11 protein-coding genes and 1 pseudogene are annotated in these 12776 nt (G+C 75.4%); 7 read left to right on the top strand and 5 right to left on the bottom strand.

From position 1 onward, the window contains the following. Positions 1–67 precede the first annotated feature (67 nt). Entirely contained in the window at positions 68–859 is a 792-nt protein-coding gene (locus ACFYWQ_RS09650) for a CDP-alcohol phosphatidyltransferase family protein (protein ID WP_389514490.1), read from the bottom strand. A gap of 105 nt (positions 860–964) precedes the next feature. Between ACFYWQ_RS09650 and ACFYWQ_RS09645 the strand changes: the two genes are divergently transcribed. The 5 genes from ACFYWQ_RS09645 to ACFYWQ_RS09625 all read left to right on the top strand — a co-directional run bounded on the left by ACFYWQ_RS09645 (position 965) and on the right by ACFYWQ_RS09625 (position 6949). Continuing rightward, complete coding sequence (locus tag ACFYWQ_RS09645; RefSeq protein ID WP_389514488.1) at positions 965–1948, top strand: zinc-binding alcohol dehydrogenase; 984 nt, start codon at positions 965–967, stop codon at positions 1946–1948. 228 nt (positions 1949–2176) lie between these two features. After that, the gene (locus tag ACFYWQ_RS09640) at positions 2177–2575 is read left to right on the top strand and encodes a 6-pyruvoyl tetrahydropterin synthase family protein (RefSeq protein WP_389514486.1); all 399 of its coding nucleotides are present in this window, start codon (positions 2177–2179) and stop codon (positions 2573–2575) included. Further along, on the top strand, positions 2572–3798 hold the full coding sequence (locus tag ACFYWQ_RS09635; protein ID WP_389514484.1) for a glycosyltransferase family 4 protein: 1227 nt from the start codon (positions 2572–2574) through the stop codon (positions 3796–3798). The genes ACFYWQ_RS09640 and ACFYWQ_RS09635 overlap by 4 nt, the downstream gene beginning before the upstream one ends. A 464-nt stretch (positions 3799–4262) precedes the next feature. Next, positions 4263–5195 (top strand): SAM-dependent methyltransferase, encoded by a 933-nt coding sequence (locus ACFYWQ_RS09630; protein WP_389515901.1) that lies wholly within the window; start codon positions 4263–4265, stop codon positions 5193–5195. Between the two features lie 428 nt (positions 5196–5623). After that, complete coding sequence (locus ACFYWQ_RS09625; RefSeq protein ID WP_389515900.1) at positions 5624–6949, top strand: YbhN family protein; 1326 nt, start codon at positions 5624–5626, stop codon at positions 6947–6949. On the opposite strand, the pseudogene ACFYWQ_RS09620 reads toward ACFYWQ_RS09625, so the two are convergent. After that, a pseudogene (locus ACFYWQ_RS09620) lies at positions 6922–7581 on the bottom strand (creatininase family protein); the annotation flags it as partial. The gene ACFYWQ_RS09625 and the pseudogene ACFYWQ_RS09620 sit on opposite strands and share 28 nt — an antisense overlap. 45 nt (positions 7582–7626) lie before the next feature. On the opposite strand from ACFYWQ_RS09620, the gene ribA reads away from it, so the two are divergent. Further along, positions 7627–8286: a GTP cyclohydrolase II gene (ribA, locus tag ACFYWQ_RS09615; RefSeq protein WP_389514482.1), complete on the top strand. Its 660-nt coding sequence runs from the start codon at positions 7627–7629 to the stop codon at positions 8284–8286. A gap of 110 nt (positions 8287–8396) precedes the next feature. Here the strand turns inward: ribA and ACFYWQ_RS09610 are convergent, their stop codons facing one another. From ACFYWQ_RS09610 to ACFYWQ_RS09600, 3 genes are read right to left on the bottom strand one after another with little or no spacing between them, the layout of a single operon-like run. Further along, on the bottom strand, positions 8397–9626 hold the full coding sequence (locus ACFYWQ_RS09610; RefSeq protein ID WP_389514480.1) for a serine hydrolase domain-containing protein: 1230 nt from the start codon (positions 9624–9626) through the stop codon (positions 8397–8399). A 58-nt stretch (positions 9627–9684) separates the two neighbouring features. Beyond that, positions 9685–11205 (bottom strand): MFS transporter, encoded by a 1521-nt coding sequence (locus ACFYWQ_RS09605; protein WP_389514478.1) that lies wholly within the window; start codon positions 11203–11205, stop codon positions 9685–9687. Further along, positions 11202–11795: a TetR/AcrR family transcriptional regulator gene (locus tag ACFYWQ_RS09600; protein ID WP_389514476.1), complete on the bottom strand. Its 594-nt coding sequence runs from the start codon at positions 11793–11795 to the stop codon at positions 11202–11204. Before ACFYWQ_RS09600 ends, ACFYWQ_RS09605 begins: the two co-directional genes overlap by 4 nt. A 140-nt stretch (positions 11796–11935) precedes the next feature. Between ACFYWQ_RS09600 and ACFYWQ_RS09595 the strand changes: the two genes are divergently transcribed. Further along, positions 11936–12385, top strand: a complete 450-nt coding sequence (locus tag ACFYWQ_RS09595) for a PPOX class F420-dependent oxidoreductase (protein WP_389514474.1) — start codon at positions 11936–11938, stop codon at positions 12383–12385. Positions 12386–12776: the final 391 nt, after the last annotated feature.

Here is a 12776-nt window from a genome sequence, read left to right as displayed (position 1 = left end):
CCCGCCCCGGCCGGCGGCGAGCCGACCGCCCTTCCCTGAACCCGCCCTTTCCGCACCGGAGTTCGGGTCAACGGCCCGCCAGCTCCAGCTCCAGCTCCAGCGCCGGCACCGGTGACACCGGAGCCCGCCGCGTCCCGGTCCGCGAGGTCCGCCACAGCCACAGGACGTCCCGGCCGAAGGACCACACCAGCAGGGCCAGGGCCAGCAGGACGACGCCGGCGTTCGCCGCGTACGGCAGCAGGTCCGCGCCCGCGACGAGCAGGCAGACGCCCTGGAGCGCGGCGACCGTCTTGCGGGCGGTGCTGGGCCGCAGCGGCGCGTTCAGCCAGGGGGCGACACGGGCCACCGCGACGAAGGCGTACCGCATGGAGCCGATCAGCAGGACCCACGGGCCCAGCGCCGTCGACACGTACACGCTGAGCACCAGGATCAGGAACGCGTCCACCTCCATGTCGAAGCGCGCGCCCAGCGCCGTCGACGTGCCCGTGCGGCGGGCGACCTTGCCGTCGACACCGTCGAGCAGCAGCGCCACCGCCGTCAGGCCGACCAGCAGCGAGACCGGCGGCGCGCTCACGAAGGAGTCCGCGACCAGCGCCGTCACCCCGCCGACGAGGGTGGCCCGGCCGAGGGTGACCCGGTTGGCCGGACCGAAGGACCGCAGCCCGGAGCGGTGCAGCGCCCGCGCGAGCACCGCCCACAGGGCGACGGCGAAGACGAGCCCGGTCACCCAGCCCGCCGGCCCCATGCCGATCGCCGTGCCGAGCAGGGCCAGCACCAGGATCTGCACGCCCGCTCCCACAGCGGTCTCCTGCTGGACCGGCCTCGCGTCGTGAGCGTCGTAAAAGTCGTTCAGGGCCACCGCACATCCTCCGGCCTGGTGACAGAGTCGATCAGTGCCGCGTACTGTGCGCGGCCTGTGCACCTCGGTACGTGAGCAGTTCCCCGATCGTTCAGGAGGAGGCCGATGAACCGCGCCGCACGTGCGTTCTGGATCGGTGCGCCCGGTCACGGCGAGATCCGCGACGTCACCCTGCCGGACCCCGCCGACGACGAGGTCGTCGTCCGCTCGCTGTACTCCGGCATCAGCCGCGGCACGGAGACCCTCGTCTTCCGCGGCGGAGTGCCCGTCAGCCAGCACACGGCGATGCGCGCACCGTTCCAGGAGGGCGACTTCCCGGCGCCGGTGAAGTACGGCTATCTCAACGTCGGCGTCGTGGAGGAGGGCCCGGACGCGCTGGCCGGCCGTACGGTGTTCTCCCTCTTCCCGCACCAGACCCGCTTCGTCGTCCCGGCCTCCGCCGTGACGGTCGTCCCGGACGCCGTGCCCGCCGGACGGGCCGTCCTGGCCGGCACGGTGGAGACCGCCGTCAACGCCCTGTGGGACGCGGCCCCGCTGGTCGGCGACCGGATCGCGGTGGTCGGCGGCGGCATGGTCGGCTGCTCGGTCGCCGCGCTGCTCGCCCGCTTCCCCGGCGTACGGGTGCAACTGGTCGACGCCGACCCGGCGCGGGCGGACGTCGCCGCGGCGCTCGGCGTCGGATTCGCCGCCCCCGAGGAGGCGTCGGGCGGCTGCGACCTCGTCGTGCACGCCAGCGCCACCGAGCAGGGACTCGCCCGCTCCCTGGAACTCCTCACCGCCGAGGGCACCGTCGTCGAACTGAGCTGGTACGGCGACCGGCGGGTCTCCCTGCCGCTCGGCGAGGCCTTCCACTCCCGGCGCCTGGTCATCCGCGGCAGCCAGGTCGGCACCGTCTCCCCGGCCCGCGCCCACCGCACCTACGCCGACCGGCTCGCCCTCGCCCTCGACCTGCTCGCCGATCCGGCGCTCGACGCCCTCGTCACCGGGGAGAGCGCGTTCGAGGAACTGCCCGAGGTGATGCCGAAGCTGACCTCCGGTGAGCTGCCCGCGCTCTGCCACCGCGTCCGGTACGCGCCCGAGGCCCACTGACCGGCCACTGTCCCCGCGGCCCACTGACCGGTCACCGTCCCCGAGGCCCACTGACCCGGCCGCCGTCCCGTGGCCCGCGAACCGGTCACCCTCCCCGCGGTGGAGCGCCTGACCTGAGAAAAGAGTGCGAGCCGTCTGAACACGGGGAAGCGAAGAGCCGTACTACACGGCATCCTCCGGCGGCAGACGGCCGGGGGACCAGACGCGCCGCACCTGGAGGGTCGTCCGTTGTTCAGTGTCACCGTCCGCGATCACATCATGGTCGCCCACAGCTTCCGCGGCGAGGTCTTCGGACCCGCGCAGCGCCTGCACGGAGCGACGTTCCTGGTGGACGCCACCTTCCGTCGCGAGCAGCTGGACGACGACAACATCGTCGTCGACATCGGACTGGCCACCCAGGAACTCGGCGCCGTGACCGGCGAGCTGAACTACCGGAACCTGGACAACGAGCCCGACTTCGCCGGGATCAACACCTCCACCGAGTTCCTCGCCCGGGTGATCGCCGACCGGCTCGCCGAGCGGATCCACCAGGGCGCGCTCGGCGAGGGCGCCCGGGGCATCGCCTCCCTCTCCGTCACCCTGCACGAGTCGCACGTCGCCTGGGCGAGTTACGAGCGTGCCCTGTGACCGACGTGACCCTGGAGAAAGCCGTGCAGACCGTGCAGACCGTGCCGCAGACCCCGCTCACGTACGTGCCCGCGCAGACCGCGCCCGCACGGGCGGCGGTCCCCCAGAGCGGCGGGATCATCCCCATGTCCCTGCGTTCCGTGCACTTCGTCATGCCGGGCGGTGTCGACGACCCGGCGAACCCCAGCGGCGGCAACGCCTACGACCGGCGGGTCTGCCTGGACCTGCCCGGCTTCGGCTGGCAGGTCCACAAGCACCTCGTGACCGGTGAGTGGCCCCGCCCCCGGGCCGCCGCCCGCGCCGAACTCGCCCGCACCCTGGCCGCGTTGCCCGACGGCACCGTGGTCCTCATGGACGGGCTCGTCGCCTGCGGCGTCCCCGAGGTCGTCGTGCCCGAGACGCAGCGCCTGCGGCTCGCCGTCCTCGTCCACCTCCCGCTGGGCGACGAGCGGGGCCTCGCCCCCGAGGTGGCGGCCGAACTCGACGCCCGGGAGCGCGAGGTGCTGCGCGCCGTCCCCGCCGTGATCGCCACCAGCGACTGGGCGGTCCGCCGCCTCGTCTCCCACCACGGCCTCGCCCCGCAGACGGTTCACGTCGCCGCCCCCGGCGCCGACATCGCCCCGCTCGCCTCCGGCACCGACGGCGTCTCCCGTCTGCTGTGCGTGGCCTCGGTCACCCCGCGCAAGGGCCAGCACCGGCTGGTGGAGGCCCTGGCCGCGGTGACCGACCTGCCGTGGAGCTGCGTGTGCGTCGGCGGTCTCGGGCAGGACCCCGCGTACGTCGCCCGTCTGCGCGCCCTCATCGAGCGGTACGGCCTCCAGGACCGGCTGGAGCTGGCGGGCCCCAAGACCGGCGCCGCACTCGACGCCGCCTACGCCGACGCCGACCTGATGGTCCTCACCTCCTACGCCGAGACCTACGGCATGGCGGTCACCGAGGCCCTCGCGCGCGGCATCCCCGTCCTCGCGACGGACGTCGGCGGGCTGCCCGAGGCGGTCGGCCGCGCCCCCGACGGCGGTGTCCCCGGCATCCTCGTCCCGCCGGAGGACCCGGCCGCCCTCGCGGCCGAACTGCGCGGCTGGTTCGGCGAGGCCGACGTACGGCGCCGGCTGAAGGCCGCCGCACGCGGCCGCCGGGCGGCCCTCAACGGCTGGGCGTCCACCGCCCAGAGCCTGGCCGGCGTCCTCGGCCGGCTTCCCGACGAACCCCGGAGGGCGGCATGAGGAAGACGACGGCGACCCCGGCGGACGTGGCGCGCGTGGTGGGACACATCCCGGCCCAGCCCGGCCCGAGGAACGACACCGGCCCGAGGAACGACACCGGCCCGAGGAACGACACCCGGGACGCCGGGCCCCCGGCCGTGGGGAAGGGCGCTGGGCCGTCGGCTGTCGTGGGGGGTGGCGGGTCGTCGGTTGTCGGCGAGGGCGCTGGGCTGTCGGCTGTCGTGGAAGGTGCCGGGTCGTCTGCCGTCGTGGAGGACGCCGGCCCGTCGGCCGTAGGGAAGGGTGCCGGGCTGTCGGCGGTCGCGGAGGGTGCCGGGCCGTCGGCCGTCATCGAGGACGCCAGGCCGTCGGCCGTCGTGGAAGGCGCCGGCCCGTCGGCTGTCGTCGAGGATGCCGGCTCGTCGGCTGTGGGCGAGGGCGCCGGCTCGTCGGTTGTCGGCGAGGGCGCCGGGCCGTCGGCCGGCGTGGAGGACGCCGGCCCGTCTGCCGTCATCGAGGGCGCCGGGCCCGTGGCCCGCCCCGGCGAGCGGGCCACCGTACGGCTGCGCGGGGACGACGACGCCGACGAGCCGCCCCGCTACGCCCCCGAGTGGCTCCAGTTGCGGGAGCCCGCCGACGCCGCCGCGCGGTCGGTGGACCTGCTGGACCCGCTGCGGATCCGGCTCGCCAACCTGCCCGGCCGCTGCGGCGGACTCGCCGTGCACGACCTGGGCTGCGGCACCGGCTCCATGGGACGCTGGCTGGCGCCCCGCCTCGACGGCGCCCAGCACTGGATCCTCCACGACCGCGACCCCTACCTGCTGCACTTCGCGGCCGTCGCCTCCCCGCGCGCCGCCGCCGACGGCAGCCGCGTCACCGTCGAGACGCGCCGCGGCGATGTCGCCCGGCTCACCCCGGACGCCCTGGTCGGCGCCTCGCTGGTCACCGCCTCGGCCCTGCTCGACGTCCTCACCCGCGACGAGGTCGAGACCCTCGCCGCGGCCTGCGCGGGCGCCGGCTGCCCCGCCCTGCTGACCCTGTCGGTCGCCGGCCGCGTCGAACTGACCCCGCACGACCCCCTGGACGACGAGATCGCCGCCGCCTTCAACGACCACCAGCGGCGCGGCGGCCTCCTCGGCCCCGACGCGGTCACCGTCGCCTGCGAGGCGTTCGCCGAGCACGGCGCCACCGTCAAGGTGCACCCCAGCGCCTGGCGGCTCGGCCCCGACGAGGCCGCCCTCACCGAGCAGTGGCTGCGCGGCTGGGTCGGCGCGGCCGTCGAACAGCGTCCCGGCCTCGCCGACCGCGCCCGGACCTACCTCACCGCCCGGCTCGCCGCCTGCGCGGCCGGCGAACTGCGCGTCACCGTCCACCACAGCGACCTGCTCGCCCTCGCGCGGCCGACGGGCGGCGCGTGATGGGCGCGGAGGCCGTGCACACCGCGGACGCCGTGCACACCGCGGACGCCGTGGGCGCCCCGGCGTGCACGGCGCCGTCCGTGGCACGTGCCGAGGGCGCACCGCCGTCCGTGACACGCCCCGAGGGCGCACCGCCCGCCCGCCGCCGTCCGGCCGTGCCGCCCCGGCGCGGCACGAGCCCGGCGGGCACCGGCACCGTCGTGTGCCCGTCCCGGGCCGTGGAAGTGGAAGCGGCGGACGCGGTACCGACGGGACCGTACGCCGGACCTGGGACCGCTCCCGGTGCGGGCGTCGGCGCCGGAGCCGCCGCGGGACCCCGTGCCACGGCCACCGGAGGCCGGGGCACGCCCACCGGAGTCCGTGCCGCGGACACCGGACCCTGCGCCACTGCTGCCCGGACCGGCACCGGCACCCCGGGCACCCCGGGCATCGCGAGGCGCTCGTGGGTCGGGCGGGTCGTCCGGGGCGGTCGCGCGCACTTCGGGACGCTCGCCGGGGTCGCCGTCCTCGCCGTCCTGGTGTGGCGGATGGGAACCGGCGTCTTTCTGGAGGGGGTGCGCCGGATCGACCTGGCCACGCTGCTGGTGGCCCTGGGCATCGGGGCGGTCACCACCGTGTTCAGCGCGTGGCGGTGGGCGCTGGTGGCGCGCGGTCTGCGCATCCGGCTGCCGCTCCGGCCGGCCGTCGCCGACTACTACCGTTCGCTCTTCCTGAACGCGGCCCTGCCCGGCGGCATCCTCGGTGACGTGCACCGCGCGGTACGGCACGGGCGGAGCGCCGGTGACGTGGGCCGCGGGGTGCGGGCCGTGGCGCTGGAGCGCACGGCGGGGCAGCTCGTGCTGGCCGCCGGGGGAGTGACGGTCCTGCTGGTGCTGCCGTCCCCGGTCAGGGCCGACGTACGGCACGTCGCGCCGCTCGCCGCACTCGGTGCGGTGGGCGCGCTCGCCGTCGTCCTCGCCGTACGGATGAACTCCCCGGCGGGGCGGCGCGGCGGGCGGGCGCGGGCGGCGCTGGCGGAGGCGCGCGAGGGGCTGCTGTCCCGGTGCAACGGGCCCGGTGTCGCCCTGTCGTCCGTGGTCGTCCTCGCCGGGCACGTCGCGACGTTCGTCGTGGCCGCCCGGGTCGCCGGCAGCACCGCGCCCGTCCTGACGGTGCTGCCGCTCGCGGTCCTCGCCCTGCTCGCGATGAGCCTGCCGCTGAACGTCGGCGGCTTCGGCCCCCGGGAGGGCGTCACCGCCTGGGCGTTCGGCGCGGCCGGACTCGGCGCGCAGACCGGACTGGCGGTCGCCGTCGTGTACGGGGTGCTGAGCTTCGCGGCCGCGCTGCCGGGCGCCGTCGTCCTCGTCGTGCGCTGGTACGAGGGTCTGCGGAGCGGGACGGCGGCGGCAACCGGTTCGACGGCGGGCGCGGGCGGGGGCGCGGCCGGGAGTGCCGTGTCGGACGCCGGACCCGGCCACGCGCCCGACGGGCCCTACCCGCGCTCGCCCCCCGCGGCTCCGGTCCCGGCGGCTCCGATTCCCGCTTCGGCCGCGGCACCGACTCCGGCACCGACTCCGGCACCGGATCCGGATCCGGGTTCGGCTCCGGCTCCGGCTCCGGCTTCGGTCTCGATTTCTTCCGGATCGGCGGTCCCGGCCGGTTCCGTCAATATCGAGAAATACGCGCCGAAGGAATCCGCCAGGCTCGCCAGGAGTTCCTTCCCCTTTTCCGCGGACCCCAGGGAAGGACGGCCGATGACGCCCGAATCGGTATAGGCGGACATTCCCAGCGTGAGCAGATGGCGACGGTCGTCCGCGGTGAGATCGGCGGACTCGTAACCGGGCCGGACGAGTTCCGGATGGGCGTGCAGCAGGATCGAGGTCTCGATCTCCCCGGCGTGCATGTCGGTGAGCAACGAGGTCGACACCCCGGACCGCTCCCGCGCCGCCTCCCAGTCCTCCGGGGCCGGGAAGAGCGCCATCCGCTCGCCGCGGGCGGACGACTCCTGGACCGCGTTGCCCAGGACGTAGTTCCCGCCGTGCCCGTTGACCAGTACCAGGGCCTCGACGCCCGAGCGGCGCAGCGACGCCGCGATGTCCCGTACCACCGAGTGAAGGGTCACGGAGGAGATGCTGACGGTCCCCGGCCAGGCCGCGTGCTCGTGCGAGCAGGCGATGGTCACCGGCGGCAGCAGGTGCACCGGGTACGCGGCGGCGATCTCCCGGGCGATGGCGCACGCGACGAGCGTGTCCGTGGCCAACGGCAGGTACGGGCCGTGCTGTTCGAAGCTGCCGACGGGCAGGACCGCCACCTGCGTCGTGAGGCCCGCGCCGCGGGCGCGTACGTCCTCCGTGGTGTCCGCCGGCAGCGGCCCGTACACGTCCGTCCGTATTCCCGAACCACTCATCATTTCCCGGCCTTTCGTCTCCGCTCAGAAACCAGGAACCAGATCATGACAGAAAAAATCGGCGTCCTCGGCAAGAAGTCCCCGCAGCGCAGCGGTGTGGAGCGTGTGGTGAATGCGCCGCTGCCCACGGTGTACGGGAATTTCCAGGCGGTCGGCTACCTCGACCATGACCGCGGTGACGAGCAGGTGGCCCTGGTGTACGGCCAGATCGGCACCGAGGACGTGCTGACGCGGCTGCACTCGGAGTGCCTCACCGGCGACGCGTTCGGCTCCCAGCACTGCGAGTGCGGCGACCAACTGGACGCGGCGCTCCGGGCCGTCGTCGCCGAGGGGCGCGGGATAGTGGTCTACCTGCGCGGGCACGAAGGGCGCGGTATCGGACTGCTCGGCAAGCTGCGGGCGATGGCCCTCCAGGCGGAGGGCCTGGACACCGTCGAGGCGAACCTCGCCCTCGGACTGCCGGTGGACGCCCGCGACTACGGCGTGGCCGCCGGGATCCTTAAGGACCTGGGGGTGCGCTCGGTCCGTCTGATGTCGAACAACCCGCGCAAGCGCGAGGCGCTGGTGGACAACGGCGTCGAGGTCGCCGAGCAGGTGCCGCTGCTGATCCCGCCGTGCGAGAACAACATCACGTACCTGCGCACCAAGCGGGAGCGGCTGGACCACCACCTGCCCCACCTGGACGCGGTGGCCCACTGGTCCTGACGCCCCGTCCGTCCGCCGCCCGGTCCACGGGCCTCGCGCCCCCGGTGCTTCCGGCGCCCCCCGGGTGCCGCGGTGCCGCCGCGGGCCGGCCGGGACGACCCCGGCCTCCGTCAGTCCGTGACCGCCTCGTGGACCAGGCGCTTGAGGTCGGGGTACAGCTTCAGCGACCTCCTCGGCCTCACCTGTGTCAGGAACTGCACGGTCAGGTCGCGGCTCGGGTCGACCCAGAACGTCGTCGTGGCCACCCCGCTCCAGCCGTAGGTGCCGAGTCCGGACGGCGCCTGGGTGCGCTCCGGGTCGATCACCACGGAGACGCCGAGGCCGAAGCCGACGCCGTCGTTGCCGGGCTCGTCGTGCGCCGGGCGGCTGCCGACGGCGCGCAGGTCGGCGCCACCGGGCAGGTGGTTGCGGGTCATCAGGTCCACCGTGTCCGGCCTGAGCAGACGGGTGCCGTCGAGTTCGCCGCGGCGGCGCAGCAGTTCCGCGAACCGGTGGACGTCGTACGCGGTCGCGACCATCCCGCCGCTGCCGGACAGGAACCGGGGCCGCCCGGACAGCGGCAGGCCGGGGATCGGCTCCAGGCCGCCGTCGTCGGTGTCCCCGTACAACTCGGCCAGCCGGCCCGCCTGTTCGCCGTCGACCTGGAAGCCCGCGTCCGGCAGGCCGAGCGGGCGGAAGATCCGCTCGGTGAGGAACACGTCGAGGGGCTGTCCGGAGACGACCTCGATGATCCGGCCGAGGACGTTGGTGGCGACCGAGTAGTTCCACTGTGTGCCCGGCTCGAACTGGAGCGGCAGACGCGCGTACGCCTCGACGGTCTCGGCCAGGTCCGAGCCCGGCAGCACCGCCGACTCCAGGCCCGCCTCGCGGTAGAGGGCGTCCACCGGGTGGCAGTGGTAGAAGGCGAAGGTCAGACCCGCGGTGTGGGTCATCAGGTGCCGTACCAGGACGGGCTGTCCGACCGGACGGGTCGTCATGTCCGCGCCGGAGCCGGAGACATGGACGCGCTGGTCGGCGAAGGCCGGGAGGTGGGCGGCGACGGGGTCGTCGAGGGAGAGCCGGCCCTCCTCCACCAGCATCAGCGCGGCGACGGAGGTGAACGGCTTGGTCATCGAGTAGATCCGCCACATCGTGTCCGGTGTGACGGGCAGCCCGGCGGCGATGTCGCGGTGGCCGTGGGCGGTGAGGTGCGCGACACGGCCACCGCGGGCGACGGCCACGAGGAAGCCGGGCAGCCGCCCCTCGTCGACCAGGTGGGCGACGTGCTGGTCGAGGCGGTCCAGGGCCTTCGCGTCCAGCCCGACCTCGCTCGGGTCGACCTCTTGTCGCAGCTGTGCCATCGCTCTCCTCCGGTACGTTCGTTCGAGGTGCGGTCCGGCATACCCCGCCGGAACGACCTCAGACCTCATGGTCGCGCAGGGACGGCGGGAAAAGGTCTTTTTCGACGCCGTGAGAGGTGTGCTCCGTGTCGCTCCGACCGGCAGGTCCCGGGGGAGGGCCCGCCGGTCGGCCTGCCGGACGGACCGCCGGTTGGACCGCCGGGTGGACCGCCGGTTGGACCGCCGGGTGGACCGCCGGGAGGTCCGCCGGGAGGGCGTCGGGGCCGGGACGCGACCGGCCCGGGAGCAGCCGGCAGACGGGGACCGCCGCCACGGCCGCCACGGCCAGCGCGACGAGCGGGGTCCGGGGCCCGGCCTGCCCCATGAGCACGGTCGCGGACGCCACACCGAGCACCGGTCCGACGTTCATCGCCGTCTGCTGCAACCCGCCCGCCACCCCGGCCCACCGGGCGGGAGCCTGCCGTACGACGACATGGCCGGCCGCCGTCATGACCGTGCCGAAACCCGCTCCCACCAGCGCGAACCCGAGGCAGAAGCCGCCCGGTCCGGACGCTCCGGCGAGGACGAGGAGACCTGAGGCGAGGACGGCCACCGCCCCGGCGACCGTGGGGCCCGCGCCGGCCCGGCGCAGCAGGACCGCGGAGGCCGGCGCCGCGGCGATCAGCAGCGCGGCCAGCGGCATGCTGAGCAGGGCGGTGCGCAGCGGGGTGAGCCCCAGGCCGTCCTGGAGGACGTAGACACAGGCGAAGAGCGCGCCGTTGAGGGCCGCCGACGTGGTGACCAGCAGGGCGAGCGCCCCGCCCACCGCGGGGACGCCGATGACGTCCGGGGGCAGCAGCGGGGAGGGGGTGCGGCGCTCGTGCGTCACGAAGGCCGCGCCGGTCAGGACGGCCACCGCGGCCACCGCGGCGCCGGGTGCGGCGGTCACGGCGAGCGGCGCGACCAGGGTGTGCACCAGACACGCCAGCGCCACCGCGAGCAGCAGCGCCCCGGGCACGTCCAGGGCCACGGCGGGCCGCGTGTCCGCGCGCGGCCGTGTCCCCGGGGCGAGGGCGAGCACCCCGAACACCAGACAGGGCACGACGTTCAGCAGGAACACGGCCCGCCAGCCGAACCCGGTCGTCAGCGCCCCGCCCACCACCGGCCCGGCGGCGGCCGCCAGGCCGATCGCGGCCGTGCGCACCGCGAGCGGTCGCCGCAGCCCGTCCGCCGGGTACGCCGTCCGCAGCATGGCGAGGGTCGCCGGCTGCAACAGTGCCCCGAACAGGCCCTGTACGACGCGCAGGGCGATCACCCAGCCCACGCCGGGCGCCACCGCGATGCCCGCGGAGACCGCGCCGAAGCCGAGCATGCCGACCGCGAACGTGCGCCGGTGTCCGCACCGGTCGCCGAGCCGCCCGGCGAACACCAGCAGGCTCGCCACGGCCACGAGATAGCCGGTGCCGGTCCACTGGACCTGGGCGACGGAGGCGCCGAGGTCGTGCCGGAGGGTGGGCTGGGCGACCGTGAGGACGGTGCCGTCCAGGGCGACCACCACGGCCCCCGCCACACTGCCCGCCAGGACCGCACGGCGGTTCACCGGCCGGCCTCCGGCCCCAGGTGCGCGTCGAGAGCGGTCCGCAGCAGCGGTACGAAGTCGTCGGTGCCGGTGGCGAACTGGAGACTGCCCCAGCGCCACAGCTGGGCGATGCCGTGCAGGTTGGCCCAGAGCGCGCCCGCGACGGCGCGGGCGTCGGCGGCGGGGCGGACCCGCCCGACCAGGTCCACCAGCACGCCGAACAGCGGCAGGCTGGTGTCCCGCAGCCGCAGGTGGCCGCTGCGCAACAGGTCGTGCCGGAACATCAGCTCGTACATGCCGGGGTTGTCCAGGGCGAACCGCAGGTAGGTGATCCCCAGGTCGCCGACCTGCTCGCGCGCCGGGGCGGTCCCGTCGCCGAGGGTGGTCGTCACCCGCCCGGCCAGCTCGGTGAAGCCCCGGCGGGCGATGGCCGACAACAGCTCCAGGTGCGTGGGGAAGTAGCGGCGCGGCGCCCCGTGCGAGACACCGGCCCGCCGCGCGATCTCCCGCAGCGTCAGCGCCCCGGCACCCTCGCGGGCGACCAGCTCCACCCCCACGTCCACGAGCCGGACCCGTAGATCCGGGCCGGGCTTCCCCACGTCATCGCTCATGGACAGTGTCTACCAAGATTTCGTAGACACTGTCTACCGATCTGACGGGGATGCGGGGGACCGGGCCTCGCGGCCTGAGGCGCGCAGGGGGCGCAGTGGCGGAGGGAATGCCGGCGGGGCGTCCGCCGGTTGTTCCGGACATGACTCAGGACACCAGGCAGCACGCCCTGCTGGCGCTGCTCTCCGAGGGCCGCGACGGCGTACTGGTCACCCTCAAGCGCGACGGCCGCCCCCAGCTGTCGAACGTCACCCACCACTACGACCCGGACGAGGGCGTGGTGCGGATCTCCGTCACGGACGACCGCGCCAAGACCCGCAACCTCCGCCGGGACCCCCGGGCGTCGTACCACGTGTCCGCCGCCGACCGCCGCGCCTACACCGTCGTCGAGGCCACCGCCGAGCTCTCGCCCGTCGCCGAGCACCCCTACGACGAGACCGTCGAGGAACTCGTCCGCCTCTACCGGGACGTCCTGGGCGAGCACCCCGACTGGGAGGACTACCGCGCGGCCATGGTCCGCGACCGCCGCCTGGTCGTCCGGCTGCGCGCGGAGCGGGCGTACGGCATCCCCAAGGGAGCGGACGGACTCTGACGCGCCGGACCGTGCCACCGGCCACCGGCCACCGTCCACCGGCCACCGGGCGCCGGCCACCGGCCACCGTCCACCGGCCACCGTCCACCGGCCACCGGGCGCCGGCCACCGGCCACCGTCCACCGGCCACCGGCCACCGTCCACCGGCCACCGGGCGCCGGGCGCCGGCCGCCGGGCGCCGGCCGCCGGCCGCTGGCCGCCGGGCCCGGACACCCCGGCCCGGACCGCCACGGCGTCCGATGCTCCGCCCCCCCGCCGAATGCTCCGGACCCGGCCCGGAGTCCTCAGGGCCGGATCGGCCCGGAGTCCTCAGGGCCGGATCGGCCCGGAGTCCTCAGGGCCGGATCGGCCCGGAGTCCTCAGGGCCGGATCGGCCCGGAGTCCTCAGGGC

Source organism: Streptomyces sp. NPDC003247 (genome assembly GCF_042888135.1).
Classification (GTDB): Bacteria; Actinomycetota; Actinomycetes; order Streptomycetales; family Streptomycetaceae; genus Streptomyces.
This window is presented reverse-complemented; position numbering and strand designations above follow the sequence as displayed.